25 protein-coding genes are annotated in these 25,043 nt (G+C 67.1%); 11 read left to right on the top strand and 14 right to left on the bottom strand.

Annotated elements, in window-relative coordinates; all coding sequences use genetic code 11:
* The first annotated feature begins 80 nt into the window (after positions 1-80).
* From XnspCFBP7698_RS19220 to XnspCFBP7698_RS19210, 3 genes are read left to right on the top strand one after another with little or no spacing between them, the layout of a single operon-like run.
* The gene (locus tag XnspCFBP7698_RS19220; RefSeq protein ID WP_104579730.1) at positions 81-821 is read left to right on the top strand and encodes an ATP-binding cassette domain-containing protein; all 741 of its coding nucleotides are present in this window, start codon (positions 81-83) and stop codon (positions 819-821) included.
* A gap of 10 nt (positions 822-831) precedes the next feature.
* Positions 832-2,268 (top strand): DUF3526 domain-containing protein, encoded by a 1,437-nt coding sequence (locus tag XnspCFBP7698_RS19215; RefSeq protein ID WP_104579514.1) that lies wholly within the window; start codon positions 832-834, stop codon positions 2,266-2,268.
* Positions 2,268-3,536, top strand: coding sequence for a DUF3526 domain-containing protein (locus tag XnspCFBP7698_RS19210; protein WP_047694728.1), 1,269 nt, complete (start codon positions 2,268-2,270; stop codon positions 3,534-3,536). Before XnspCFBP7698_RS19215 ends, XnspCFBP7698_RS19210 begins: the two co-directional genes overlap by 1 nt.
* A gap of 158 nt (positions 3,537-3,694) precedes the next feature.
* Here XnspCFBP7698_RS19210 and XnspCFBP7698_RS19205 read toward each other — a convergent pair whose 3' ends face one another.
* From XnspCFBP7698_RS19205 to XnspCFBP7698_RS19185, 5 genes are all read right to left on the bottom strand, one after another.
* Positions 3,695-4,357 (bottom strand): DUF2894 domain-containing protein, encoded by a 663-nt coding sequence (locus XnspCFBP7698_RS19205; protein ID WP_104579513.1) that lies wholly within the window; start codon positions 4,355-4,357, stop codon positions 3,695-3,697.
* Positions 4,354-5,028, bottom strand: coding sequence for an OmpA family protein (locus tag XnspCFBP7698_RS19200; protein ID WP_104579512.1), 675 nt, complete (start codon positions 5,026-5,028; stop codon positions 4,354-4,356). Before XnspCFBP7698_RS19200 ends, XnspCFBP7698_RS19205 begins: the two co-directional genes overlap by 4 nt.
* Positions 5,025-7,682, bottom strand: a complete 2,658-nt coding sequence (locus XnspCFBP7698_RS19195) for a DUF802 domain-containing protein (protein ID WP_047694734.1) — start codon at positions 7,680-7,682, stop codon at positions 5,025-5,027. The genes XnspCFBP7698_RS19200 and XnspCFBP7698_RS19195 overlap by 4 nt, the downstream gene beginning before the upstream one ends.
* A gap of 10 nt (positions 7,683-7,692) precedes the next feature.
* A complete protein-coding gene (locus XnspCFBP7698_RS19190; protein WP_179456417.1) occupies positions 7,693-8,430 on the bottom strand; it encodes a DUF3348 domain-containing protein in 738 nt (245 codons plus the stop codon).
* A 263-nt stretch (positions 8,431-8,693) separates the two neighbouring features.
* On the bottom strand, positions 8,694-9,881 hold the full coding sequence (locus XnspCFBP7698_RS19185) for an MFS transporter (RefSeq protein ID WP_104579510.1): 1,188 nt from the start codon (positions 9,879-9,881) through the stop codon (positions 8,694-8,696).
* A 103-nt stretch (positions 9,882-9,984) separates the two neighbouring features.
* Here XnspCFBP7698_RS19185 and XnspCFBP7698_RS19180 point away from each other — a divergent pair, with 103 nt between their 5' ends.
* From XnspCFBP7698_RS19180 to XnspCFBP7698_RS19170, 3 genes are all read left to right on the top strand, one after another.
* Positions 9,985-10,917, top strand: a complete 933-nt coding sequence (locus XnspCFBP7698_RS19180; protein WP_039405879.1) for a LysR family transcriptional regulator — start codon at positions 9,985-9,987, stop codon at positions 10,915-10,917.
* A gap of 164 nt (positions 10,918-11,081) precedes the next feature.
* Positions 11,082-11,294, top strand: a complete 213-nt coding sequence (locus XnspCFBP7698_RS19175; protein WP_039405875.1) for a hypothetical protein — start codon at positions 11,082-11,084, stop codon at positions 11,292-11,294.
* Between the two features lie 288 nt (positions 11,295-11,582).
* Positions 11,583-11,900 carry a hypothetical protein gene (locus XnspCFBP7698_RS19170; RefSeq protein WP_052077035.1) on the top strand — a complete coding sequence of 106 codons (318 nt, stop codon included), beginning with the start codon at positions 11,583-11,585 and terminating at the stop codon, positions 11,898-11,900.
* A gap of 196 nt (positions 11,901-12,096) precedes the next feature.
* Here the strand turns inward: XnspCFBP7698_RS19170 and XnspCFBP7698_RS19165 are convergent, their stop codons facing one another.
* Both XnspCFBP7698_RS19165 and XnspCFBP7698_RS19160 read right to left on the bottom strand, forming a co-directional pair.
* Positions 12,097-12,312, bottom strand: coding sequence for a hypothetical protein (locus tag XnspCFBP7698_RS19165; RefSeq protein WP_047694741.1), 216 nt, complete (start codon positions 12,310-12,312; stop codon positions 12,097-12,099).
* 9 nt (positions 12,313-12,321) lie between these two features.
* On the bottom strand, positions 12,322-12,669 hold the full coding sequence (locus tag XnspCFBP7698_RS19160; RefSeq protein ID WP_228314837.1) for a YkgJ family cysteine cluster protein: 348 nt from the start codon (positions 12,667-12,669) through the stop codon (positions 12,322-12,324).
* Positions 12,670-13,023: 354 nt separating this feature from the next.
* Between XnspCFBP7698_RS19160 and XnspCFBP7698_RS21655 the strand changes: the two genes are divergently transcribed.
* Positions 13,024-13,191: a hypothetical protein gene (locus XnspCFBP7698_RS21655; protein WP_068835607.1), complete on the top strand. Its 168-nt coding sequence runs from the start codon at positions 13,024-13,026 to the stop codon at positions 13,189-13,191.
* Between the two features lie 185 nt (positions 13,192-13,376).
* On the opposite strand, the gene XnspCFBP7698_RS19150 is transcribed toward XnspCFBP7698_RS21655, so the two are convergent.
* Positions 13,377-14,540, bottom strand: a complete 1,164-nt coding sequence (locus XnspCFBP7698_RS19150) for a zinc-dependent alcohol dehydrogenase (protein ID WP_039564011.1) — start codon at positions 14,538-14,540, stop codon at positions 13,377-13,379.
* 256 nt (positions 14,541-14,796) lie between these two features.
* On the opposite strand from XnspCFBP7698_RS19150, the gene XnspCFBP7698_RS19145 reads away from it, so the two are divergent.
* Positions 14,797-15,414: a DUF4142 domain-containing protein gene (locus XnspCFBP7698_RS19145; protein ID WP_104579507.1), complete on the top strand. Its 618-nt coding sequence runs from the start codon at positions 14,797-14,799 to the stop codon at positions 15,412-15,414.
* Positions 15,415-15,456: 42 nt separating this feature from the next.
* Entirely contained in the window at positions 15,457-15,639 is a 183-nt protein-coding gene (locus tag XnspCFBP7698_RS19140) for a DUF3606 domain-containing protein (protein ID WP_047694746.1), read from the top strand.
* A gap of 102 nt (positions 15,640-15,741) precedes the next feature.
* On the opposite strand, the gene XnspCFBP7698_RS19135 is transcribed toward XnspCFBP7698_RS19140, so the two are convergent.
* The 6 genes from XnspCFBP7698_RS19135 to XnspCFBP7698_RS19110 form a co-directional block, all read right to left on the bottom strand.
* Positions 15,742-17,520, bottom strand: coding sequence for an ABC transporter ATP-binding protein (locus XnspCFBP7698_RS19135; RefSeq protein ID WP_123137674.1), 1,779 nt, complete (start codon positions 17,518-17,520; stop codon positions 15,742-15,744).
* Positions 17,517-18,668: a beta-glucosidase gene (locus tag XnspCFBP7698_RS19130; protein ID WP_123137673.1), complete on the bottom strand. Its 1,152-nt coding sequence runs from the start codon at positions 18,666-18,668 to the stop codon at positions 17,517-17,519. The genes XnspCFBP7698_RS19135 and XnspCFBP7698_RS19130 overlap by 4 nt, the downstream gene beginning before the upstream one ends.
* A gap of 88 nt (positions 18,669-18,756) precedes the next feature.
* Entirely contained in the window at positions 18,757-19,941 is a 1,185-nt protein-coding gene (gene glf / locus XnspCFBP7698_RS19125) for a UDP-galactopyranose mutase (protein ID WP_123137672.1), read from the bottom strand.
* Positions 19,941-21,125 (bottom strand): glycosyltransferase family 1 protein, encoded by a 1,185-nt coding sequence (locus tag XnspCFBP7698_RS19120; RefSeq protein ID WP_123137671.1) that lies wholly within the window; start codon positions 21,123-21,125, stop codon positions 19,941-19,943. The genes glf and XnspCFBP7698_RS19120 overlap by 1 nt, the downstream gene beginning before the upstream one ends.
* A gap of 34 nt (positions 21,126-21,159) precedes the next feature.
* Positions 21,160-22,341 carry a UDP-glucose 4-epimerase GalE gene (gene galE, locus XnspCFBP7698_RS19115; protein ID WP_123137670.1) on the bottom strand — a complete coding sequence of 394 codons (1,182 nt, stop codon included), beginning with the start codon at positions 22,339-22,341 and terminating at the stop codon, positions 21,160-21,162.
* 493 nt (positions 22,342-22,834) lie between these two features.
* Positions 22,835-23,701, bottom strand: a complete 867-nt coding sequence (locus tag XnspCFBP7698_RS19110) for an SDR family oxidoreductase (RefSeq protein ID WP_039405849.1) — start codon at positions 23,699-23,701, stop codon at positions 22,835-22,837.
* A gap of 231 nt (positions 23,702-23,932) precedes the next feature.
* Here XnspCFBP7698_RS19110 and XnspCFBP7698_RS19105 point away from each other — a divergent pair, with 231 nt between their 5' ends.
* Positions 23,933-24,574, top strand: a complete 642-nt coding sequence (locus XnspCFBP7698_RS19105; protein WP_123137669.1) for a DUF6766 family protein — start codon at positions 23,933-23,935, stop codon at positions 24,572-24,574.
* A 149-nt stretch (positions 24,575-24,723) separates the two neighbouring features.
* A complete protein-coding gene (locus XnspCFBP7698_RS19100) occupies positions 24,724-24,909 on the top strand; it encodes a hypothetical protein (protein WP_104579500.1) in 186 nt (61 codons plus the stop codon).
* Positions 24,910-25,043 lie beyond the last annotated feature (134 nt).

The raw sequence follows: 25,043 nt of genomic DNA, 5'->3' as shown, positions 1-25,043 counted from the left end.
TGCGGGCGTCGCGCGCGGCCGGGCATCTCAGGCCTGAGTCGGCAATGTGATAACGTATCATTTTACCCATGATCGGCATGATGTCCCCATCTCCACAGCCAGCGCCGGCGATCTCGATCGACAATCTGCACGTCGCCTACCGCGGACGTGCCGTGCTGCGAGGCCTCACGCTTCAGGTCGCCGCCGGCAGCGTCTACGCCTTGCTCGGTGGCAACGGTGCCGGCAAGTCCTCGACCTTGTCTGCCTTGCTGGGCTTTGTGAAACCAGCATCGGGAACGCTGCTGGTGGATGGTGTCGACCCGGTGTCCGCGCCCGGCAAGGCACGTGCGCGGCTGGCCTATCTGCCGGAAAACGTGGCGCTCTATGAGCATCTCAGTGCCATGGAAAACGCCGACTACCTGCTCGCGCTGGCTGGGCAGCGCTGCGCCCATGCCGAGATCGGCCAGGCATTTGCCGCCGCAGGCCTGCAGCGTGAGGCCTGGGCGCAGCGCCTGGCCGGGTTCTCCAAGGGCATGCGCCAGAAGGTGGCCATCGCCGTCGCCAGCTTGCGCCAGGTGCCGGTGCTGCTGCTGGATGAGCCCACCTCCGGGCTGGACCCACGCGCCATTGCCGACTTCAACCGCCTGGTCGACGGCGTGCGCGAACGTGGCGGTGCGGTGTTGATGGTCACGCACGATCTGCTCGGCGCGGTCGACGTTGCAGACCGTATCGGTTTTCTCGAAGACGGGCGCATTGCCGAACAGATCGGCGCCGGCGACAGCGGGTTCGATGTGCGCTCCCTGCATGCGCGCTTTGCGCGTCCACAGGATCACGCTGCATGAGCCGCCGCGCATGAGGGCGGTGTGGTTGGTGGGCCGCGAAGAACTGCGCTTCATGGCACGCAATCGCTCCGCCGCCATCGGCGTGGTGTTGCTGATGCTGCTGACGCTGGCGGCCACGCTGACTGCCGCGCATCACCAGCGCCAGGTCACCGAGTTCCGCGCGCGTCAGCAACAGGCCGCGCAGCAGGCCTTCGAGGCCCAGCCGGACCGGCATCCGCATCGCGTGGTGCATTACGGCCACTTCATCTATCGCCCGTTGCCGGCGCTGGCCGCCTTCGATGCGGGCGTGGACGCCTTCACCGGCAACAGCATGTTCCTGGAAGGCCATCGCCAGAACACCGCCAACTTCGGCGACGTGCGTCAGAGCTCGTTGCTGGTGCGGTTTGGCCAACTGAGCCCGGCGTTCGTGTTGCAGGTACTGGCGCCGTTGCTGCTGGTGTTCCTGGGCTATGGCGCGGTGGCGCGCGAACAGGAGGCCGGCACGCTGCGCGTGTTGCTGTTGCAGGGCGCCACGCGCCGGCAATTGCTTGGCGGCAAATATCTGGCATTGGCTGCGGTGGCCGGGGCCTGCCTGCTGCCGGCGCTGGTCGGCCTGATACCGATTGCCCTGGTGCCCGGCCAGGCCGGGCCGGTGGCGCTTCTGGTGCTGGCGTATGCGGCGTATCTGCTGCTGTGGTGCGCGTTGGTGCTGACGGTCTCGATGCTGTGCCGGCGCGGCCGCGATGCGCTGCTGGTGTCGCTGGCGCTGTGGGTGTGGCTGGCCGTGCTGGTGCCGCGGGTGGCGCCGGATGTGGCCAGTGCGGCGTACCGGCTGCCCACGCGGCTGGAAACCGATGTGGCCATCCAGCGCGATCTGCGCACGCTCGGCGACAGCCATAACCCGGATGACCCGCACTTTGCGCAGTTCAAGCAGCAGGTGCTGCGCCGCTACGGTGTCCAGCGCGTGGAAGACCTGCCGGTCAATTACAAGGGCCTGCTCGCACTGGAAGGCGAGCGGCTCAGCGCCAGCCTGTTCGAACGCTACGCCGCGCGCGATGCCCGTATCCAGCAGGACCAGAACCTGCTGGTGCGCGGCTTCGCGGTGCTGAGCCCGACGGTGGCGCTGCGCGAGGTGTCGATGGCGTTGGCACGCACCGATCTGCGCGCGCACGCGCACTTTCTGGCGCAGGCCGAGCGCTATCGCTACACGCTGGTGCAACAGCTCAACCAGTTGCAGGCCGATGCGGTGCGCATGGCCGACGACACCGCGCAGGATGCCGGTGCCGACCGGCGCAAGCGCATTTCCGCAGCGCACTGGCATGCGATTCCGGTATTCGCGTTCGTGCCGGCGTCCACCGAGGAGGTGATCGGCGCGACGCGCATCCCGCTGGGACTGATCGGGGCGTGGTTGCTGGTGGCGCTGTGCATGCTGGTTGTCGCCGGCCGACGTGTGGGAGTGACGCGCTGATGCTGCTGTGGAAATACGAACTGCTGTTGCTGCTGCGCGCGCGCGCTGCAGCGGCCGGCCTGGTGCTGCTTGGGCTGTTGACCGTGTGCAGCCTGCTCTCCGGGCAGCACGTCATCGCTGCGCAGCGCGCCAACATCGCACGCATTGCAGCGCTGCAGCAGGAAGACACCGCGGCGGTGGCCGCCTATGTCGCGCGCAGCAACGATGCCGGCAGCGCGGCCTACTACAGTTTTCACCCGACCTGGGATAGCCCCGCGCCGCTGGCATTCGCTGCGGTGGGCATGCGCGATGTGGCGCCGTACATCCTGCGCGTGCGCGCGCTGGGGCTGGAGGCGCAGATCTACGATGGCGACAGTTACAACCCGGAGCTGGCGCTGGCCGGCCGCTTCGACTACGCGTTCGTGCTGGTGTTCCTGCTGCCGCTGTTCGTGATTGCGCTGCTGTTCGATCTGCGCTCCGGCGAGCGCGAGGCCGGGCGTGCGCGCATGCTGGCGGCGCTGCCGGGTGCCGGCGCCAGGGTGTGGATGCGACGGGTGACGGTGCGTGCATTGGCGGTACTGCTGTGCCTGGCCGTGCCGTTCGTCATTGCCGCCGGCGTCTACGGCGTCCCGCTGCTGCAGCAACTGGCCGTGCTGGCGCTGACCTGCGCATACCTGCTGTTCTGGGTACTGCTGGCGGTGGTGGTGGGCCGCCTGCGCTGGCGGCCTGCCGCGCATGCCACGGCACTGGCCACCTGCTGGGTGCTGCTGGCCCTGGTGGCACCGGCGCTGGCGCATGTGGCGATCAACGAGGCGGTACCGGTCACCCAGGGCACAGAGATCGCACGATTGCAGCGCGAGGCGGTCAACCACGCCTGGGATATTCCGCGCCAGGCCACCATGCAGCGCTTCTACGCGCGCAACCCGCAGTGGGCCGATTCGGCGCCGTTGACCGACGCCTTCCACTACAAGTGGTATTTCGCCTTCCACGAAAACGGCGACCAGCAGGTGGCCACGCAGGTGGCCGCGTACCGCCAGGGGCTGGTGCGCCGCGAAGCGCTCGCCCAGCGTGCCGCCATGGTGCTGCCGCCGGTGGCGCTGCAGGCCGCGTTGACGCGGCTGGCGCAGACCGACCTGCGTGCACAACTGGCCTATCAGGACCGCATCCGCGCCTACCATCAGCGGTTGCGCACGTTCTATTACGGTTACCTGTTCCGCGACCGCCCGTTTACGCGCGCGGACTTCGAGCGCGCGCCGCGCTTCGATGCCATCGCCGAGCCGGCGTCGTAGGGCCATGCCGCGCTGCACGCGCTGTGCAGCGCGGTGTTGGCGGAGCCTGCCGCAGGCTGCATGCGCAAGATGGCGCGCAGTGCGCGCAGGATGAACACCCGGCCGTGCTCGATGAACAAGCGGATCGCCCACCACGGGTTGCCGCACCGCGCACAAACTTACGCCGGGCTGCGCCGCTTGGTGGTGCCGCTGCGGCTGCGCTTCCTGGGCGCTGGCAGCGGCGCGGCGGCGTCATCGGCCAGCACGCCGCCGCTTTGCATCTGTTCCAGCCACGACAGCGCATCCACATAGCCGAGGAAGTGCTGCAGATAGCCGGGCGAGCGTTCGCGCATCAGGGTGATGCAGCGGTGCACCAGCACGCTGGAATTGAGCGGGCCGGCGTCCTTGGGCGCATCCTGCAGCGACTGCCGCACCTGGCTGGCAGTGCGCACGGTGGTCCAGGTACGGCGGAAATCGTCCAGCGCCGGCAGTTCCGGGAACAGCTGCGCATCGGGCGCTGCGGTCTTTCTGCTGTCCACTTCCATCAAGGCGGCATGGCCTGCCAGCTGGTCGGTTACTGCGCGCAGGGCAGTGCGTTGCAAGGCACCTGGATCGGCAGGGCTGGTGGCGCGACGACGCGCCGCATCCTTCAGCGTGGCCGCATATGCATCGACCAATGCATCCAGCCTGTCTTCCAGCACCACACGCACCGCATCGGTCTGCGTCTGCGCGCGTGCGGCCAATGCCTGCATCAGATGGAAGCGCACCGGGTCGAGCTGGTCGGCACCCTCATTGCGCCAGCGCGCCAGCCGCGCGTAGGCGGATGTCGCCGAGGTGGTCATCGCGTGGCCGCTGCCGGTGCCGGCGCTGCGGACGAGGGCGCACGCGCGGTCGATGGGCGTGCGATCGGTGCGATTTCCACGCGGCGGTTCCTGGCGCGGCGCGCTTCGTCGGCGTTGGAATCCACCGGTTGCTGCGCGCCGAACGCGGCGGCGAACACCGAGGCGGCCGGCACACCGTCGGCGATCAGCGCCCGGGTCACGGTGAGCGCGCGCTGCGCAGACAGTTCCCAGTTGTCGGCATAGCGGCGGTTGCCGCCCAGTACCGGGCGGTCGTCGGTGAAGCCGCTGACCATCAGGATCTCTTCGCGGGCGCGCAGGTACTGCGCCAACGGGGCGGCAAGCGACTTCAGGACCTCGCGGCCGTCCGGCTGCAATTCATCGGAGTTGAACGCAAACAGCACGTTGCCGCGAATGCCGATGCGGCCATCCACCAGCGTCACGCGGCCGGCGGCCAGCGGCGCGGCCAGCGCCTGTTCCAGCGTCTTGCGGCGCTGCGCTTCGGCCTGGCGCTGCCTGACCTCCTGGTCCAGGCGGCTGGACAGCTGCAGCTGCACGCCGATCACGCCGACCAGGATCAGCACGAACGCGCCCAGCAGCACCGACATCAGGTCGCCGAAGGCGGCCCAGATCGGCGTGCCGGACTCGCCGTCGCTTTCGATCTCGTCGCTCATGCCGGCTCCGCTGCGCCGGCATCGCTGCGGCGGCCATCGAGCTGACGCAGTTCTTCGATGATCTGCTTCTGCGACAGCATGCTGAGGTCCACCACCTCACGCGCCTGCGCCACGTAGTACGCCAGCTGGTCATCGCTGCGCGCGAGCGAGGCATCCAGTGCGGTGGCCACGTGCTGCAGGCGCTCGTTGAGCTCGCCGGTGGCGCCGCTGAACAGCTGCACTGCCACGCCGAAGGCTTCGCCCAGGCTGGCCACTTCCACTGCGCTGCCGCTGACGTGCGCAGCCACTGCGCCGAGCTTGCCGGTTTCGCTGCCGATCTGCTCGGTGAGCTGGGTGCCCACCCGTTGCAGCAGGTCTGCCGAGGTGGTGACCAGCGCGTCCACGGCCTGGCGTTGTTCGGTGGAAGCGTGATTGACCGCGTCGAGCAAGGTGTCCAGCGTGGCCAGCAGGCGGGTGCGTTCTTCCAGCATGGCGGTGTCGCGCACCATGCTGTCGGACAGGTTCTGGCGCAGCTCGGCCACCACGTCGGCAGCGGCCTTGGGCGCTTCGGCGGCGATCTGCATCAGGCGCGAGACCTCGCTGATGGTGGCGCTGGCCTGCGCCTGCGCCTGCGTGGACAGCTCGCTGGCGGTGCTGGCCAGGGTGTCGCAGATGGCCTGCTGTTGCCGGGTGACGCGCTCGCCGGTCTGTTCCCATTGCGCGGTGAGCGTGGCGCTCATCGCGGTGAAGCGCTCGCTCCACAGGGCAAGACGCTGCGCATCGCGCGCTTCCAGCGCGGCCTGCAGATCGCCATGCGCGTGCTGCAAGGTGCCCACCAGCGATGCGGCCTGTGCGTCGAAGCTGGCGGTGGCGGCGGCCAGTGCGGCCTGGTGCTGGGTGGCCAGCGCAGCGCTGGCCTGCTGCTGCTGTGCCAGTGCGTCCGTCCACGCGGTGGCGGCCTCGCTGCTGGACTGGTCCATGCGCGTGGCCACCGCATCGACCAGGGCGCCGGTGCGCGCCTGGAAGGTACTGGCGAACTCGGTCAATGCATGTTGCAGGTCCTGCGTGAGCGCGTGGTTGCTGCGCTGCTGCTCGGCCACCGCAGCGGTCCAGCTGGCCGCGGCCGCGGCCGTGCTGGTCTCGAACCCGCTGTTCAAGCCCTCCAGCTGCTGCTGCACAGCCTGCTGCACGCCGTCCTGCAGGGCGCTGGTCTGACGGGCCAGCTGTTCCAGCGTGGCCTGCAGCTGGGTGCTGAGCGATTGGGTGGCGCGCTGTTGTTCGGCAAGCACCGTGGCCCAGTGCGCTGCGGTGGCGGCATGGCTGCGTGCAAGGCCGTCGTCGAGTGCGCTCAGTTGCTGCTGCACCGCGCGGGTGACGCTGTCCTGCACGGCGCTGCTGCGCTCATCGACCTGCGCCAGCAGTGCCTGCATTTGTTCCGTGAGTGCCTGCTGCGCGCGCTCCTGCGCGGCCAGGGCGGCCTGCCACTGGTCGGCGGCGGTGCGTGCGCTGTCCTGGAAGCCGGCACTGAGCCCGTGCAACTGCTGCTGCACGGCCGTGCTCACGCCTTCCTGCACGGCGGTGCTGTGGTGGGCGACCTGCTCCAGGGTGTCCTGCAGCTGGGTATGGAGCGCGCGCTGCGCCTGTTCCTGCGCGGCAAGCGCACTGGCCCAGTGGCTGGCCGCACTGCTCGCACTGCGATCGAAGCCGCTGCTGATGCCGTCCAGCTGCTGCTGCACGGCCTGGGTCAGGCGTTCGTGCAGTGCGGCGGTGTCGCGCGCAATGCCGGCCATGGTGGCTTCCATCGCCGGCTGCAATGCCGCGCCGACCGCGCGCGCGCTGTCGGCAACGCCGGCCTGCAGCGACTGTTCCATCGACGTGGCCAGCCGCGTGTACGCCGCCTCGGTTCTGGCATGGAACTCGGCCTGGTGCGCGGCCAGGCGTTGGTCGGCCGCGATGCTGTGCTGCTCGATGCTGCTCATCAGCGCTTGCATCCGGTCGATCAGTGCCGGCATCAGCGCGCTCTGCTGCTGCTGCAGCTTGAACACTTCACCACGCTGGTGCGCTTCCGAATGCGGGTGCAGTTCGGCGGCGATCTTCAGGTCCAGCCGCTGCACCGCCTGCAGGCGCTCGCGCCGGCACAGCGCCGACAACAGGCCCAGCATGGCCGAGCTGGCGACGCCGGCGATGGAGGTGCCGAATGCAAACGCCAGGCCTTCCACCGGTGCGGCCAGCGAGCCGCGGATGGCCTGCAGGTCGGTGGCGCTCTGCAATGCAAAGCCGGTGCCCTTGAGCGTGGCCATCATGCCGAGCAGGGTGCCGAGCATGCCCAGCAGCACCAGCAGGCCCACCAGGTACGGGGTCAGCACGGGCGCCGGCAACGCCACGCGCGCGCCCTGGATGCGCAGACGCACCGCATTGCGCAGGCTCGGGTGCAGCTGCGCCAGCCATGCATCCAGTGCCGACGGCGCGGCGCTCAGCCCGGACACCGCGGTGTCCAGCGTGGCGCTGGCCTGGCGATAGCGATACAGCTCCAGCGCACCGGCCAGATAGCAGGCACCGATCACCGCGGCGATGCAGGCGCCCAACGGATTGGAGCCCAGATAGCCGAACCCGACCCAGCAAACCGCCAACAGGCCGACGAGAAACACACACACGTGTACAAGAGTTTTGAACATGACGTCCCAGTTAGCGGGTACGAAGCGCTGCAAGCAGGCCTTCGATCGGGTGAAAACGAACATCCAGTTCGGCGAGCAACACGCTCTGCATGTCCTTGCGAAAAACATCCAGCCAGCCATCGGACACCGCGCGCGCGGCGGCCTGGTCATCGCCTGGCGGGTGATGCGCCTGCGCGGCATGGCGCAGGCGTTCGAAATGCGCGCCGAGCAGGCTGGGCACGGTGTTCAACAGGGTCTGCTCGCGCGGGCTCAGGGTCAGCTCCATCACCGCATCCACTTCGGCCAGCCGTGCCATTTCACTGGAGACCAGCGTCAGCAGGTCGCGCAGCCGCCCGCGCAGATCGCCGGTGGCGGTGCGCATGGCGCGCTGCATGGCCAGGTAATGCTGCCGGAACGGGGCATAGTCGGGCACCGGCGGCGCCGCGCCCGCCTCGGTGGCAGGACGTGCTTCGGTGCGCAGGCGTGCCACCAGCGCATCCAGATCGGCCACGCTGCTGGTTGCCAGACCGGCACGCACGCGGGCGCAGGCGTCGGCATCGAGCGGGCGCGGCTCGGGCAGGTCATCGGTGTCGGGCAGCTTGCCATCCAGCGCCTTGGACACGGCCACTGCACGCGTCCAGTCGATCCATTGGCTCAGCCGGTCGGCCAGCGCGTGGTTGGACTGGGCGACGCGGACATCGCTGAGGCGTGCGAGCAGGCGAATGAACGCCGGGCCCGAGAGGGGCGCCCGTGGAGCAGCTTTCGCCATTGTTCCGGTCAAAGACCGCGCATTTTACACGGGAATGCGCGCGCCACAGCCGCCGCGCCCAGGCCCGCGCTGCCTGGGCTGGCGGCATTCAGCAGGGGCTGGCGTGCAGTGCTGTCAGGGGGCGCTGCGGGGCAGCTCCAGGTCGCCGGGCGCGCAGGTGGCGGGGCACATGCGCCACCTGCGCCGATCAGCGCGTCACCCGCTGCCATGGGGCGCGCGTGCCACCTGATGGCCCGGGCACAGCCTTGCCACAGGCGCGCCACTCACCGCCGGGCGCGGTGCACCAACGGAATCAGCACCACCCCCAGCGCGGCGACCGCCGCGGCGACGTAGCCGATGCTGCCCAGTCCCCAGGCCGGAATCGCCAGCCCACCGATGATGGCGCCGACGCCGATGCCGGCATTGGCAGCCGACACGTTGGTGGTGCCGGCCAATGCCTGCGAATGGCCGACCGACTGCATCACCCGCACCTGGCTGATCGGAAACAGCGCGGTATACGCAATGCCCCAGACCGCCAGGGTCAGACAGAGCAGCACGCCGGTGCCGGCCACCGGCACGCACAACGCCATGCCCAACGCGAGCAACAGCAGGAACACCGCCGTGGCGCGCAGCGGTGAGCGGTCCACCACCCGGCCACCCAACCAATTGCCGATCAGGCCGACCGCACCGAACCCCATCAGCCACCAGCCGACGTTTGCCGCCGGCACGCCCACGTTGCGTTCGAGCAGGTCGGCCAGATAGGTGTAGGCGGTGAACATGGCGGTGAACACCACCACCGACAACGCCACATTGGCCAGGAAGAAGCGCTCGGTGAAGATCCCGGCCTGCTGGCGCAGGTTGACCCGCTCAGTGCGCGCCACCGTCGGCATCCACAGCGCCAACGCGGCGGCCATCGCCAGCGACAGCGCCGCCAGACTCCAGAACGCGCCGCGCCAGCCGATGCTGTTGGCCGCCACCGTGCCGAGCGGAATGCCGAACAGCAGCGCCGCCGAAATGCCCAGATACACCCGCGACACCGCTCGCCCGGCCTGTTGCGGGCCGGCCAGTTGCCCGGCGGTGTCGCTGGCGGTGCCCCAGAACACCGGCAATGCCAGCGCCGGGAGAAAGCGCGCGACCGCCAGCACCCAGATGTTGGGCGCCAGCGCAGCCACGGCGTTGGACACCGCGAACACCAGCAGGATCGCCACGAACAGGCGCTTGCGGTCCAGGTGCGACAGCCAGGCGGTCAGCGGCGGGCCGGACAGCATCACCGTGAAGGCGAACAGCGTCACCAGCTGGCCGGCAGCGGAGATCGAGATACCCATGTCGCGCGCCAGGCCGGGCAGCAGACCGACGATCAGGTACTCGGTGGTGACGATCACGAATGCGGCAAACGCCAGGATGAAGATCGCCAGACCGCTGCGCCCGGTGGCAGCGGGGCTGGTCTCTGGAAGGGAATGGAGGGCAGGCATGGCATCGGCCGGAATGGGGGCTGGCCATGGTAAGAAAGAACTGACGTCGTATATCGGGAGTATTTTCCGTAGATTACGGACCTCAATTCTGTAATGGGTCAGCATGCATCCCTCCGAACGCGTCAAGGGCATCGATGTCTTCGTCGGCGCTGCCGACGCCGGCAGCTTCACCGCCGCCGCCGAGCGCCTCAGCCTGACCAGCTCAGCGGTCGGCAAGGCGATTGCCCGGCTGGAGGCGCGCCTGGGCGTGCGCCTGTTCGCACGGACCACCCGGCGGCTGGAACTGACCGATGCCGGCGCGGCGTTCTATCGGGTGTGCGTCAAGGTGCTCGACGAACTGGAGGAGGCCGAGCACGTGCTGCGCGCCGAGGGCCAGGCGCCCACCGGCCGGTTGCGGCTGGATGTGCCAGTGAGCTTTGGCCGGCGCAAGGTGCTGCCGGTGCTGCTGCCGTTCTTTCAGCAGCATCCCGGCCTGCAACCGAGCCTGTCGTTTACCGACCGCTTCGTCGACATGGCCGAGGAGGGCATCGACGTGGCCGTGCGGATCGGCGGGCCGGAGCAGTGGCCCGGCAGCCTGGGCCACCGCTATCTCGGCCACGAAACCTACGTGTTCTGCGCGGCCCCGCAGTACCTGGCGCAGCGCGGCACGCCGCAGCGCATCGACGAGGTGGTGAACCACGCGGCGGTGATCTACGCCAAGGCCGATGGCAGCAGCAGCCCCTGGCTGCTACGCCACGGCGAAGGACCGGTGGAGCAACGGCCGATGCACGGACGCGTGGTGCTGGGCAATGCCGAGGCGCAGGTGGATGCGGTGGCCGCCGGCCTGGGCATCGCACAATTGCCGACCTGGCTGATCGATGACCATCTACAGCGCGGCAGTCTGGTCACGGTGCTGCCGCAGTGCGATACCGATGGCCTGCCGCTGCATCTGGTGTGGATGCGCGCACGGCAGTTGCTGCCCAAGGTGAGCCGCTTGCTGGAATGTCTGGAGCAGGGGCTGCGCGGTGCCACCCGGGCGGCACGCATGCATGCCTGAGCCGCAGCGCATGGAGTGGCGCATGGGAGCTTCCGCCACGACGATGGCGTCGGCCGCGGTGCCTGACCGATTCAGCGCCGCCCGCCCGGTCGTCTGGCTGACCCGGTTCTGTCAAATGAACGGGTATAAGCTGCGGGCCGGGGAATTCCCAGCGAGGTGACGCAATGGACCACTCCGACATGCAGGTGTCCGATCTGCTGGTCTTGGAGCTGCAAGGGTTCCATGCTGCCTACGGCAGCGGCCCGGACTTCTGGGATGCGTACCAACGCATCATGGGCATCGCGGCGCAGGCCGGCGGCAACCTGATCGACCTGGCCAACGAAATGGCCTCCCTGGCACAAGGGCTGGGCGCGATCGATCACGCGCAGTTGCTGTAACCGCCTGGCGCCGCGCGCCGCCTGCGTTGTGCCCCTTGATCGCATGATCCGGGCACGCCATCACTGAAATTTTCTGCCGTGTTCACGCACGCCTGCTGCGCCCGTTTTTATCGTAGCGCCGTCGATGGCATCGCGTGGTCTGGTTCGATCACGTGGTGCCGATCGGGGCGCCATCGGGCGATGCGCTGAGTGTGAGGCTGCACACGGAGGTGTTGCACTCCCCCGCAATGGCGCCCCCAACACCCGTGCCGGATGCGGACGTCCGGCACCTCGTTGAGGAGCTTGGTTGTGAATGAAGCAGGAGAAGGCGTGCGCGTGCATCTGGTTGGCGGGCCGCATGACGGGCAAATGCTGTGCGGTGCCACCCTCCCCGGGCTTGCGCTGCCGCAAGGCTACCGGATGGCCCCCTGGCCGGGCGGGCAATCGGGCATCCACTGGCACCGTGAGTTCAATCTGGCCAGTGCACACGAGTCGCTGGCAGCCGAACAGCTGTGTGATGCATTGAATGCGCGGTGGCGGCACTACCTGGCGACGCGGCGGCAGCAGGCAGCTGTGTCGCGCGGCGGCGATGTGAACAGCGGCTGCGCAGATGCTGCGCTTGCGTAAGGCCCGCTGATCGACCCGGCACACGTGCGCCGGCTACGGCGCAGTACCTATTCGCAGGATGAGTCAGTGGGTCCTCAAGCAGGCGCTAGCGTTGGAGCCACAACGCAGCGTGGCGAGATGCCCACCGCCTGTGCTCCAACACAGGTCTATTCCGTGCAGCGCAGTGAGATGCACGACACCCGTGCTCCACGCAGTTCTATTCCGCGTCAGCGGCCGATTTGACCGGTGTCGCCGGTGTCGCCGCCGACGCACCGCGCGTCTTTTCGCGCCGCAGCGGGGTATCGCCCAGGCGTTCGATCGCACCGCCGGACTGCTGGAAGGCTTCCAGATCGGCGGCCAGGCGCTGTTCGGACAGGCGCGGCTTGCCGGGTTGATTGCTGACGGTCATCGACTGGCGGCGGGAGTTATTCATCGCGAATCCTCATGCGTTGTAGAGCGTCAAGGGGATGCCCCGCCGGCGTTGATCGTCGTAGGTGGCACGCACGTCGCGGCAATACGGGCCGGACATGACGAAACGCCGGCAGATGGCCGGTCGCGTGTCGTAGATCGAGCAGCACATCCGCGCCGCATCGATCGCCACGCACCACCCTTCTTCATCGCGCGCCATCACGTGCCAGCCTTCCGGTGTCACGCTGGTCAGGTGGTTGGGGATGCGGTCGGATGGATCGACCATGACGGTGAGCCGGCAACAGACGGCGTCGCAGCGTTCGCAGAGATTCTTGATGGGGAGGCCAGAGAGAATGAGGGCGGCGCCGGGCGTCAGGCGCACTGGCACCATACACCTTGGGCGCGCCAGGATGTGAACCTGCGCCTGGTGGCGCGCATGTCCGGTGGCAGGGACGCCGGGCAAAAATGCAACGTCAGGGGACGCATCGCCCCATCCGGCGTGCCGCACATGGGGGATTGCTGCGTCCATCGCGATCCCGGCGAGGGTATCGGCGATGCATCGTTGCCGCCCGTTTGTCGCTGGTCATGCCGTCTTTCACGCGGAAGCCGAAACGCACACTGCGGCGGCGTTGCCAACGGTTGCCTTTGTCGCGCCCATGCGAAGACGGTTTTCACCTGTGCCATCGTTGCGGCGCCGTAGCGTGGGCAGTACCGATGTACGTCACAGGAGACAGGTATGAGCCCATCCAATCAGATTCCGTCCGCACACGATCAGGCCACAGGCCACGATCAGGACCACAGCGACAAGAAGAAGCAGGACGCGCTGCAGGACGAGGCGGTGGAAGAAACCTTCCCGGCCAGCGATCCGGTATCGCCGTTCGTGCCTGCAAAGCCGCTGGACTGAGCGGCTGCGCACAGACGCCGCCTGCGCGTTCTTGCGCGAGGCGGCGTGTGCGCATCGCTCTGCATGCAGGTGTGCCGATGTTTGCTTGGCGAGTTTTACGCCGCATCGCACGGCAGCAATTGAAGGGAGAAAACAACAAAGGCGCGGTCGGTGACCGCGCCTTTGTTTGTCCGCCTGGCCGGGGTTTACGGCGTCAACACCACCTTGCGGCAATCGTCCTGCTTCTTGTCGAACACCTCATAGCCGCGCGCTGCATCGGCCAGCGGCATGCGGTGGGAGATGATGGCGCTGGGCTTGAGATCGCCATTGCCGATGCGTTCGAGCAGATGCGGCATGTGCTTCTGCACATGGGTCTGGCCCATCTTGAAGCTCAGTCCCTTGTCGAATGCGTCGCCGAACATGAAGGCGTGGATGAAACCGGCGTACACGCCCGGCACGCTGACCACGCCGCAGCGCCGGGTGGCGGCGATGCACTGGCGGATCGCCACGCCGCTGCTGCCCTCCAGCTTCAAGTTGGTGAGCGTGGTTTCCAGCGCACTGCCCTCGGCCTCGAAGCCGACCGCTTCGATACTGGCATCCACACCGCGGCCATCGGTCTGCGAGACGATCACATCGGCCGGGTCGTCGATCTCATCGAAATTGATCGGAATCACGCCATAGGCCTTGGACGCGAAATCCAGGCGGTAGGCATGCCGGTCGACCATGAAGATGCGCTCCGCGCCGAGCATGCGGCAGCATGCCGCGGCCATCAGGCCGACTGGGCCGGCACCGAAGATCGCCACCGTGGAACCTTGCTTGACCCCGGCATCGACCACGGCCTGATAACCGGTGGGCAGAATGTCGGACAGGAACAACACCTGCTCGTCGTGCAGTGCATCAGGCACCACCAGCGGCCCGACATTGGCCTTGGGGACGCGCACATATTCGGCCTGGCCGCCGGAGAGCCCGCCGTACAGATGGCTGAAACCGAACAAGGCCGCAGGCGGGCGCATGTCCTTGTGGTTGAGCGCGGCGCCCTTGCCGGTGTTGGTTGTTTCGCAGGCAGAAAATTCCTGCAGCATGCAATGGAAGCACTGCCCGCAGGCCACCACGAACGGAATCACCACCCGGTCGCCGCGTTTGACAGCGGTCACATCCGGGCCGACGTCCTCGACAATGCCCATGAATTCGTGGCCGAGGATGTCGCCATGCCGCAGATCCGGAATCTTGCCGCGGTACAGATGCAGATCCGATCCGCAGATCGCGGTGGCGGTGACGCGCAGGATCAGGTCATCGCGTTCCACCAGCACCGGGTCCGGCACAGTTTCGACCCGCACATCGCGTGAGCCGTGATAGTTGAGGGCAAGCATATCGATCTCCTGTTGGGCCGTGGGTTGCGGCAACGCACAACAGTGTTCGGGCAGGCGCGTTAAGGGCGTCAGCACGGTGCGTGGGCATGGCGTGCACGGCGGCCGGCGGCCACGCGCCGTTGATGCGCAAGTCACGGCTGGATAACCCGTGCGCTCGCACGCTAAATGTCCACGCCGTTCTGCATGCGAGGCCGTCTGCAGTGGGGCAAACCGACAATCAACAATCGCCAGATGGCGACCACTCAAGGAGACATGCATGGGACTTTTCAAGATGGTGACCGCCGGTGCCGTGGGCTATGTGGCCTACAAGGCGTGGCAACGCCGCCAGCGCCAGGCGAATGAAGGCGCACAGCAGGATCGGCAGAGTGGGCAGGCCGCCATCGGCGCAACGCCGCCGCACGGCGACCCGTTGCGCGACAGCGTGGGCGATGCGCGCGACCGCAAGCAGGCGCTGGGCGCACTGGCCATCTTCAACGAGCAGGAGCGCACGCTGGCGCAGCTGGCCGTGGTCAAGGGCGTGGAAGGCGAAGTGCTGGACTTTGCGCGCAAGATGGACGAAGCGCACAGTGCCGCACTGACCGATCTCAGCCGGTTCGCACCCGATCGCAGCGGCAGCCTGGGGCAGGCGGCCTCCGTGCGTTCCAAGGCAGCACGGGACCAGCTGGAATCGCTGCATGGCCAGGCGTTCGAAAAGCAGTACCTGCAGACCGCCATCAGCAGCCACGAGCAGGCGTTGGCGCTCCTCGATGCGCAGCTGAGCAGCGAGCCTGGTTCCAGCGACCTGGGCAAGGAACTGCAGCGTGCACGCGAGACCATTGCCGAGCATCTGGAACATGCCAAGACCCTGAGCACCAAGCAGACCCCGCCGCACTGAGGCGGGCCCGGACTTTCTGCAGGATCGATAGCGGAGATCGCCATGGGCGAACCACAGGACGCAAACCGGCAACCCACCGACATGCACACGGTCAGCATCAGTGAGGAATGGGAGTTGCAGTACTGGGCGCGCGAATTGGGGATGTCCGAAGACGACCTCAAGAAAGCGGTGCAGGAAATCGGCAACGTCACCACCAAGCTGCGCGACTACCGACCACCGCACTGAGCGGAGCGATGCACACACAACAGGCAGCCTCGGCTGCCTGTTGTGTGTGCGATGTTCAGTGAAATAGCAGACTGAAGCAGCGGCAATCGTTGCCGCAGAGCACTAGGTCGCTGCGGACAAGGGTTGTTCGAAGCCGGCAGCCTGCCGCTGCCACAGGCCATCGAACACACCGCCACGCCCACGCAGCGCCGCCGGCGCGCCGTCTTCCACCACGCGGCCATCCTGCAGCACCACGATGCGGTCGAAGCCGATCACGGTGGACAGGCGGTGCGCCACTGCCAGCACGGTGCGGTCGCGCATCAGGTGATCCAATGCCGCCTGGATTTCCGCTTCCGACTCGGTATCCAGCGCCGAGGTGGCTTCGTCGAGGATCAGGATCGGCGCATCCTTCAGGAATGCGCGCGCAATGCCCAGCCGCTGGCGCTGCCCGCCGGAGAGCATCACCCCGCGCTCGCCGACCTGGGTGTCGTAGCCCTCCGGCAGCTGACGGATGAAGCCATCGCAGAACGCATGCCGCGCGGCCTGGTGGACCTCGGCGTCGCTGGCGTCGGGCCGGCCATAGCGGATGTTGTCGCCGATGCTGCGGTTGAACAGCGCCGTTTCCTGCGGCACCACCGCGATCTTTTCGCGCAGGCTGTCCTGGCTGACGCCGCGGATATCCTGCCCGTCGATCAGCACGCGGCCGGATTCCACATCGTCCAGACGCTGGATCAGCGCGATCAGGGTGGATTTGCCGGCACCGGACGGGCCGACGATGCCCACCTTCTGGCCGGCGGGGATATGCAGGTCCAGCCCATCCAGCACTGCCTCGCGCTCGGGATAGGCAAAGCGCACCTGCTCGAAACGCACATCGCCTTCGGCCAGCGCCAGCGGCGCATCCGTATCGACGATGGCATGCGGCTGCAGGATGATCTGCAAGGTGTCGGCGATCGCGCCCAGCTGCTGGGTGGTGTCCACCAGGGTCAGCGCCAGGTCGCGCGAGCCGTGCAGGATGCGGAAGGTCAATGCGCTGACCAGCACCACGTCGCCGGCACTGACCGCGCCGCCGCGCCACATGCTGATCGCCCACAGCAGCATGCCGCCGGCCATCAGCGACAGGCAGATGTCGTGGATCACCCGGGCTTTTTCCACGTACATCCAGCTGCGCCGATGCGCGACCGCTTCGTGGCCGATCTGTTCGGCCAACCGCGCGCTTTCGCGGTCGCGTGCGGCAAATGCCTTGATCGTCCAGACATTGGACACCGCATCCACCAGCTCGCCACCCACCCGCGCGGCCTGCGCGGCAAACCGCTGATGCTTGGCACGCCCGCGGATGCCGAAGCTGGTGATGATGGCCGCCACCAACGCAACAAAGCCGATCAAGGTGGCCGCCATGCGCCAGTCCACGGTGATCAGCAACACGACGGCACCGATGAAATCCACGATGGGCGGCAGGATCTTCCAGGCCAGCCCGCCGTAAATCTGCCCGGCCGCGCCGCCAAGTGCGGAGATGCGGTTGCCCAGCGCGCCGGCAAAGTGCTCGGTGAAATAGCGCATCGGGTGGCCGGTGAGGTGGCGGAACAGGTCTACCCGGATATCCACCACGCTGGCCACCACGGTGCGGCAGCCCAGCCAGCCGCCCAGCCGCCAGAACAGGTTTTCCACTGCGATCAGGCCGATGAACAAGCCCAGCGGCAGCCACACATCGGCTTGCTCGCGCTGTTCGGTGGCCATCGCATCGACCAGCATCTTCATGCCGTATTGCACCGTCACCGCGCAACCGGCCGCACCGATGATCAGCACCAGCAGGCCGCCGAAGTGCCAGGGACGTTGGCAGATGTAGTGCCACAGGAAGCGCGCCGGCGTATCCGGCAACAGGGCCGGCTGCGTGGATGTGCTCACGTGGCCATGTCCGCGAGCGGGAACTGCGGTGCACGCAGGCCGAAGCGGTCGTGTTCGCGCCTGAGCTGCGCCGCCAGGCGGGCATCGACGGGGCGCTGGCCGTGTTCATCGGCGTAGCCGAGCAGGCCGGTGGGGCAATGCCGGTAGTTGTCCCAGCCCGGGTAGTCCAGCACCGGATACAGGCAGATCCCTTCCATGGCCACGCCGTGCTGCAGGGCCAGCGCCACTTCGTCGCAGACATGCGCAAGCCAGGGGGCGCGTTGGTCGGCCTCGGCGCCGGTTTCGGCCACGATCATCGGGCGTTGGTAGCGCTGCCAGAATTCGCCCAGGATGGCCGAGAACGCGCGGTGATCCGGCGAACTGCGCAGGATCGGCGTGCCACCGGGGTACCACTGGTTATCGGAGTAGTAATTGACGCCGATGATGTCCAGATACTCCGGCGCACCGCCCAGCCCCGGCCATTGCCGGCCGCAGACCATGTCCCAGGCCTCGAATTGCGCCAGGCGCAGGCGTTCGGCTTCGCGGCGCGGGCCGGGGCGGTCGTTGGGGGCGGCCACGTGGATGGCCGGATCCACCTGCACGAAGCGCGCGCGCGGCTCGACCCGGCGCACCGCATCGATGGCCGCGATGGTGGCGCGCACCAGCTGGTGCTTGAGCTCGAACCCGCGCCCACGTGCCATCGGATGCATGCGCGCGTGATCGCCGCCATTCCACGCCCAGAACGAGATCTCGTTGAGCGGCGCATAGAACGGCACCGCATCGGTTTCGTTCCTGATGCATTGCGCGGCTGCTGCGGCAAACCGCGCGAAGCGCTCGACGAACTGCGGGGTCCAGATGTCCACATCGTCCGGCCAGCCGTAATGGCACAGGTCCCAGATGACCTGGGTGCCGGTGGCCTGCGCGGCATGCAGCATCGGCAGGAAGCTGGACCAGTCGTAGTGGCCGGGACGCTGCTCGATCAGATGCCAGCGCAGGCCGTCGCGTGCGGTGCGCAGACCGTGCGCGCCGACGGCGGCATAGTCGTTGGCCGCCCAGCGGTCGTGCCGGGTGCCGGCCAGCAGATCCAGCCGGCGGCCGTCGCGACGGCGATGGCTCGAACACTCGAACCCCGCCATGAAGAAACTGTCGAACACTGTGGGGGTGTGCATCTACCATCCTGCTGCACGCGCACCGCTGGTGGCGGCATCGCGTCGATAACGGCCCTGCAGCGGGACTGCTGCAGGGCAGGGGAGCCGATCAGACCGCCAGCACGGCCGGCGCGTGCTGCTCGCGTTCTTCGATGCGCTTGTACACCGCCAGCGCCTGGCCCACCACCTGATCCATGTTGTAGTACTTGTAGGTGCCCAGGCGCCCCAGGAAGGTGACATCGGGCGTTTCCGCTGCCAGCCGCTCGTAGCGGCGGTACAGCTCGGCGTTCTCGGCACGCGGGATCGGATAATACGGGTCGCCCTCGGCCGACGGGTATTCGTGGGTGAGGCTGGTGCTGGGATGCTGCTGGCCGGTGAGATGCTTGTATTCGGTGATGCGGGTGTAGGCCACATCCTCGGCCGGATAATTGACTGTCGCCACCGCCTGGAACCGTTCCTGCTCCACCGTGCTGTGTTCGAAGCGCAGCGAGCGGTACGGCAGCTTTCCGTAGCAATAGTCGAAGTATTCGTCCACCGGCCCGCTGTACACCAGCTGGTCGTACTCCAGCTCGTCGCGGATTTCGCGGAAATCGGTATTGAGCATCACCTTGATGTTGGGGTGATCGAGCATGCGCTCGAACATGCGCGTATAGCCGTGCAGCGGCATCTGCTGAAAGGTGTCGGTGAAATAGCGGTCGTCGTCATTGGTGCGCGTGGGCACGCGCGCAGTCACCGACTTGTCCAGCTGCGATGGGTCCAGGCCCCACTGCTTGCGCGTATAGCCACGGAAGAACGTCTCGTACAACTCGCGCCCCACCTGGTTGATCACCACATCCTCGCTGGTCCGGATGTCCGCCACCGGCTCGGCGCGGCTGGCCAGAAATGCCGCCGCCTCGTCCTCGCTGGTGAGCTGCAGGCCATACAGGCGGTTGAGCGTGGTCATGTTGATCGGAATCGGCACCTGTTGCTCGCCCACCTGCGCGAGCACGCGATGTTCGTACGGGCGCCACTGGGTGAAGTTGGACAGGTAATCGACGATGCGCTGTGCATTGGTGTGGAAGATGTGCGGGCCATAGCGATGGATCAGCACGCCGGCATCGTCATGAAAATCGTAGGCGTTGCCGCCGATATGCGGGCGCTTGTCGACCACCAGCACGCGCTTGCCCAGCCCGGCGGCCAGGCGTTCGGCGAGCACGCTGCCGGCAAAGCCCGCACCGACGATCAGGTAATCGAAGCCGCGCCGCGCCCGGGTGCGCGGTGGCGTGCCGTGGAGGGTGGCGCTGCCGTGAGGCATCACTGGTTCCAAGAGAGTGTCTCCTTCATCAATGCGTAGGTGTGGTCCCAGGACATGTCGCCCAGCACCTGGTCGGCGGTCTCGTACAGGCGCTCGGTGTCGGCGCTGTCCTGCAATGCGGCCTCGCAGGCGGCAATGAAGGCGTCGGCCGTGTCGGCAATGCGCACCACGCCGGTATCGCCATAGGTGCGTACCACGTCGTGGATGGGCGTGGACACCACCGGGCAGCCACCGGCCAGGTATTCGGGCGTCTTGGTCGGGCTGATGAAGCGCGTGGACGCGTTCATCGCAAAGGGCATCAGCGCCACGTCCCAGCCGGACAGATACGCAGGCAGTTCGTCATAGGTCTTGCCGCCCAGGTAATGGATGTTGTCTGCGCGCGGCAGCTCGGAGGGGTCGATCTTGACCACCGGGCCGATCATCACCAGCTGCCAGTGCGGGCGCTGCGCAGCCAGGCTGCGCAGCAGCGCGACATCGAAGCGCTCGTCGATCACCCCGTAAAAGCCGAGCCGCGGATGTGCGATGCCGGCCTGATCGGCGGGCTCGGTTTGCGGCGCGCGTGCGGCGGCAAAATGCGCCACGTCCACGCTGCTGGGAAAGGCATGCGCGTTGCCATGCAGTGCGCGTTTGGCCTCCCAGATGCTGTAGCCGCCGGTAAACACCACGTCCGCACGTTGCAACAGCGTGCGTTCGCGTTCGACCAGCTCCGGTGGCGCACCGCGGAACGCCGACAGCTCATCCATGCAGTCGTACACGGTGATGCGCGGCTGCAGATGCGCGCTGAAGCCCAGGCTCATCGGCGTGTAGTACCACAGCAACAGATCGGCAACGCCCAGTTCGGCCAGGTAGCCATCCAGCAACTGGCGTTGCACACGTACCGCCGCCTCGCCCTCGCAGCCGGCCGGCAGGCGCGGTACCAGCACGTGCACGCCGCCGTCCTCGCCACGTACCTGCAGCCATGGGGTGGGCTCGTCGCAGGCAATGGGTTCTTCCCAGAACAGCACGTTGGCATCGTGCGCAAAGCGCGACATCAGATGCTGGGGGCGCTGGTAGACAAAACTCCAGCGCAGGTGCGACAGACATAACAGCGTCGGCCGGCCTGGATCGAACTGCGGTGCGCTGTCGGAAGCGACGGCACGACGTGTCTTGCCGATAGCGTATTGAAACTGACCTGCCCAACTCATGAAATGCCCTCGCTAGGAAAGAAGTGACTGCGCCTCATGCGCGCGACAGGCCGTCGGCAAGGACCAGCGCGCGTGACGGCTCGCTGCGGCGGCGCGTGTCCGGCGCGGGCAAGGCACGGCATGCCGGGGCCGCCAGCTCACGCGCGGCATCGCGCCCGGGCGATGCGGACGGCATGGCAGACGGCGTGCGTTGTCGCGCAAGACGCGAGTTGGCGTAGCCCTGCGGATGCATCGACTGCCAACGCCAGGTGTCGCGGCACATGCGGTCCAGGTCGTACTCGGCGGTCCAGCCCAGCAGCCGGTTGGCCAGTGCGGTACTGGCGAAGTACACCGCCACATCGCCCTCGCGGCGCGGCGCGATGCACAGCGGAATGCGCCGGCCACTGGCGCGCTCGAATGCGGCCGCCACCTCGCGCACGCTATAGCCGTGCCCGGTGCCCAGGTTCACCACCAGGCCGGTGCGCTCGCGCTGCAGGTAGTCGATGGCATCCACATGTGCGCGGGCCAGGTCCATCACGTGCAGGTAGTCGCGTACACCGGTGCCGTCGTTGGTGGGGTAGTCGTCGCCGAAGACCTGCAAGGCGTCGCGACGACCGACCGCTACCTGCGCGATGTAGGGCATCAGGTTGTTCGGCACCCCGCGCGGATCCTCGCCGAGGTAGCCGCTGGGATGCGCGCCGACCGGGTTGAAGTAGCGCAGCAGCGCGGCGTTGAATTCCGGCCAGGCCGCACTCAGGTCGCCGATCATCTCTTCCATCATCAGCTTGGTGCGGCCATACGGGTTGATCGCCTTCAGCGGTGCGCTTTCCTCGATCGGGCTGGTATTGGCGTCGCCGTACACCGTCGCCGACGAACTGAACACCAGGTTGGCCACCTTGGCGGTGCGCATCGCGCGCAGCAGCGCCAGCGTGCCGGTCACGTTGTTGTTGAAGTACAGCAAGGGTTCGCGGACCGATTCGCCCACCGCCTTGAGCGCGGCAAAATGCAGCACCGCCTCGATGCGTTTGCTGCGCATCAGCTCGGCCAGCTCCGGCGCACGCACATCCATGCAGTGGAATTCCGGCCGATAGCCCATCAGGTGCTGCAGATGGTCGAGCACGCGCTCGGACGAATTGCTGAGGTTGTCGACGATGCACACCTCATGACCACGCCGTGCCAGTTCGACGCAGGTATGCGAGCCGATATAGCCGGTGCCGCCGGTGACCAGAATTCTCATAGTTGTCTGCCTTGTGGGGAGCGCGGATGCGCTGGCCTGCCTATGGCGCGGATGCACCACCTCGCATGTCTCGATGCGTGTTGCGTGATGTCGCGCCAGCCGTGCAGAGCACCTGTGCCACGCACATCGGCGGGCAGGTCTGGGCAAGAGGAAGGGGTGTGTGCATCACGGTCCAACGCCACCTACGGTAGGCCGCCGGGCGTGAGAACCGTCGCAGCGGTGGGTGTGTGCCACGCGAGTGCGATGTCGACCGGAACCTCATCTGCACGGTGCGTTGACGATCGCCCGTGCTACGCGACCGGCCGATGCAGTGCAGGTCGCGCAAGCCGGCGCTGCACACCGGTTGTGTGGTCGATAAGGGCCGGCGTGATCGCGCGCGCCCTGTGCTTGGCACGACGTTGCGAGCAACCGCGACCGGGTGGAATGAATCTCTGCAGACACAAAAAAGCCCGCATCACCTCATCGGTGATGCGGGCTCTGCAACGCGCAGGCGTCAGAGCGTGACGGCGCCACCGGCGATGGTCAGCAAGGTGCCGGAGGTATAGCTGGCCGTGTCGGACGCCAGCATCACATAGGCCGATGCCAGTTCCACCGGCTGACCGGGCCGGCCCATCGGTGTTTGCGAGCCGAAATTCTCCACCGACTCATCGTCCATGCCAGAGGGAATGAATGGGGTCCAGATCGGCCCCGGCAGTACCGCGTTGACGCGGATGTTCTTCTCCGCCAGCACGCCGGCCAGGCCGATGGTGAGGTTGGCCAGCGCCCCCTTGGTGGCGGCGTAGGGCAGGATGTTCGGCGTGGGTTTCTTGGACTGCACCGACGCGGTGTTGATGATGGAGCCACCGTCGGTCATCAACGGCGCAGACAGGCGCACCAGGTTGAACACGGCATGCACATTGGTGTCGAAGGTCTTGCGCCATTCGTCCAGCGTGATGTCCTCGAAGGTTTCGAAATACTTCTGGTAGCCGGCGTTGTTGACCAGGATGTCCAGCCCGCCGAAGGTGCTGTTGACCTTGTCGATCAACGCTGCCGCCTGGCTCGGGTCGCTGATGTCACAACCGACCAGTAGCGCCTTGACGCCGGCCTTCTCGATCAGCGCGCCGATCTTGGCGGCATCTTCCTGCTCATCGGGCAGAAACGCGATTGCCACGTCTGCACCTTCGCGGGCGTAGGCAATGGCCACCGCCGCGCCGATGCCGCTGTCGCCACCGGTAATCAGGGCACGCTTGCCCTTGAGTTGCCCGTGACCGACATAGCTGTCTTCGCCATGGTCCGGACGCGGGTCCATCTGTTCGGTGCGGCCGGGGAAGCTCTGCGGCTGCGGCTTGAAGGGCGGGCGCGGATAGTTGGGTACGGGCATGGTCGTCTCCTGGCGGTTGCGGTGGAAGCTCGGGTTGACGGCCAGTGTGGACATGCAGACGTAAACATCCGGGTGAGGCGATGTCAGCGGCGCGTGTGCTGGCAGCCACACACGCGCCGCTGCATTCACGCCATCGGTCGTACCGCTCAACGCACTGGTGGTGCTTGACCAAACCTTCATGCGCTTTTGCCGGCAGCACTCGATACTGCGCGCATCTGCAGGAGGTCACCCATGTTCTTTCGCCGTAACGGGCTGTCGTTGTGTCTGCTTGCATTGACGCTGTTCTTTATCGGATGCCAGATCTACGCCGGTCTGCATGCCTATAACGCGGAACTACGCGAACAGGGACTGCCCACCTTGCAGCTGGCGGCCTATCTGCACAGCCCGCACTTCATGTCCGCGCTGTTCGAGAACTGGGAGAGCGAATTCCTGCAGATGGGGATGTACGTGCTGCTGACCGTCAAGCTGCGTCAGGTGGGGTCGGCCGAATCGCGTCCGCTCGATCCCGACGAGGAGCGTACCGAGATCAAACCCGGCACCACGCCATGGCCGGTACGCGCAGGCGGCGTGTGGCGACGGTTGTACGAGCATTCGCTGGCGATTGCGTTCGGCGCGCTGTTTCTGATGAGTTTTGTGCTGCATCTGATCGGCAGCTGGCGGCTGGAGCTGCTGGAGCGTGCACAAAAAGGTCTGCCGCCGATCAGCGTGTTCGCGCATTTCACCGACGCCGGCTTCTGGTTCGAGTCGATGCAGAACTGGCAGAGCGAGTTCCTGGCGGTGTTCTCGCTGGTGGTGTTGACCATCTGGCTGCGGCAGAAGGATTCGCCGCAATCCAAACCGGTGCAGGCACCGCATTCCCAGACCGGCGGGTAACCGCAACGAGACCCTCGCAGGGCGCCGCCAGGCAGGCGCGGCCGTTGGTGTCGATACGCACCACTTCACGCCGTCACCCGGCGGCGTTCACCGCGATGCAATGCGCGCCTGCCTAGGTTGGGGCCACGACGAACGCGCAGGAGACGAACATGGGTAGCGAACCGAAAAAGCCGTGGGGCCCTGACGATGATCAGAGCAAGCCGTTTACGCCGCAGGAAAAGCGCAACGAGAACGTGGAGTGGAAGGTGCACGACATGCCCGACGAGGACCCGGAGGTGAACAAGGCCGACCCCGAGCACGATTACGAACGTCCGGACGGCTCGGAAAAGCGCTGACACCGCACAGCGCGCAGCACGCAGCACGCACGGTGCCCGCAGATGCGGGCACTGTGCGTTTTGGGCGCATTGCCCGGCGCCATGCCTGCGGCACCCAGGATCGATGCACTGCGGCCGCACTCAGCGGCGACGCT

Source organism: Xanthomonas sp. CFBP 7698 (genome assembly GCF_003600855.1).
GTDB lineage: Bacteria > Pseudomonadota > Gammaproteobacteria > Xanthomonadales > Xanthomonadaceae > Xanthomonas > Xanthomonas cannabis.
The sequence above is the reverse complement of the archived record's forward strand: the minus strand, read 5'-3'. Positions and strand labels throughout refer to the sequence as shown.

Coding starts and splice junctions, on each gene's coding strand:
- XnspCFBP7698_RS19165 (WP_047694741.1), bottom strand. CDS start 12,312: ATGAATAACTCCCGCCGCCAGTCGATGACCGTCAGCAATCAACCCGGC.
- XnspCFBP7698_RS19100 (WP_104579500.1), top strand. CDS start 24,724: ATGGGTAGCGAACCGAAAAAGCCGTGGGGCCCTGACGATGATCAGAGC.
- glf (WP_123137672.1), bottom strand. CDS start 19,941: ATGCCTCACGGCAGCGCCACCCTCCACGGCACGCCACCGCGCACCCGG.
- XnspCFBP7698_RS19180 (WP_039405879.1), top strand. CDS start 9,985: ATGCATCCCTCCGAACGCGTCAAGGGCATCGATGTCTTCGTCGGCGCT.
- XnspCFBP7698_RS19120 (WP_123137671.1), bottom strand. CDS start 21,125: ATGAGTTGGGCAGGTCAGTTTCAATACGCTATCGGCAAGACACGTCGT.
- XnspCFBP7698_RS19145 (WP_104579507.1), top strand. CDS start 14,797: ATGGGACTTTTCAAGATGGTGACCGCCGGTGCCGTGGGCTATGTGGCC.
- XnspCFBP7698_RS19110 (WP_039405849.1), bottom strand. CDS start 23,701: ATGCCCGTACCCAACTATCCGCGCCCGCCCTTCAAGCCGCAGCCGCAG.
- XnspCFBP7698_RS19205 (WP_104579513.1), bottom strand. CDS start 4,357: ATGACCACCTCGGCGACATCCGCCTACGCGCGGCTGGCGCGCTGGCGC.
- XnspCFBP7698_RS19195 (WP_047694734.1), bottom strand. CDS start 7,682: ATGTTCAAAACTCTTGTACACGTGTGTGTGTTTCTCGTCGGCCTGTTG.
- XnspCFBP7698_RS21655 (WP_068835607.1), top strand. CDS start 13,024: ATGAGCCCATCCAATCAGATTCCGTCCGCACACGATCAGGCCACAGGC.
- XnspCFBP7698_RS19215 (WP_104579514.1), top strand. CDS start 832: ATGAGGGCGGTGTGGTTGGTGGGCCGCGAAGAACTGCGCTTCATGGCA.
- XnspCFBP7698_RS19140 (WP_047694746.1), top strand. CDS start 15,457: ATGGGCGAACCACAGGACGCAAACCGGCAACCCACCGACATGCACACG.
- XnspCFBP7698_RS19210 (WP_047694728.1), top strand. CDS start 2,268: ATGCTGCTGTGGAAATACGAACTGCTGTTGCTGCTGCGCGCGCGCGCT.
- XnspCFBP7698_RS19190 (WP_179456417.1), bottom strand. CDS start 8,430: ATGGCGAAAGCTGCTCCACGGGCGCCCCTCTCGGGCCCGGCGTTCATT.
- XnspCFBP7698_RS19175 (WP_039405875.1), top strand. CDS start 11,082: ATGGACCACTCCGACATGCAGGTGTCCGATCTGCTGGTCTTGGAGCTG.
- XnspCFBP7698_RS19150 (WP_039564011.1), bottom strand. CDS start 14,540: ATGCTTGCCCTCAACTATCACGGCTCACGCGATGTGCGGGTCGAAACT.
- XnspCFBP7698_RS19185 (WP_104579510.1), bottom strand. CDS start 9,881: ATGCCTGCCCTCCATTCCCTTCCAGAGACCAGCCCCGCTGCCACCGGG.
- XnspCFBP7698_RS19130 (WP_123137673.1), bottom strand. CDS start 18,668: ATGCACACCCCCACAGTGTTCGACAGTTTCTTCATGGCGGGGTTCGAG.
- XnspCFBP7698_RS19105 (WP_123137669.1), top strand. CDS start 23,933: ATGTTCTTTCGCCGTAACGGGCTGTCGTTGTGTCTGCTTGCATTGACG.
- XnspCFBP7698_RS19220 (WP_104579730.1), top strand. CDS start 81: ATGTCCCCATCTCCACAGCCAGCGCCGGCGATCTCGATCGACAATCTG.
- galE (WP_123137670.1), bottom strand. CDS start 22,341: ATGAGAATTCTGGTCACCGGCGGCACCGGCTATATCGGCTCGCATACC.
- XnspCFBP7698_RS19200 (WP_104579512.1), bottom strand. CDS start 5,028: ATGAGCGACGAGATCGAAAGCGACGGCGAGTCCGGCACGCCGATCTGG.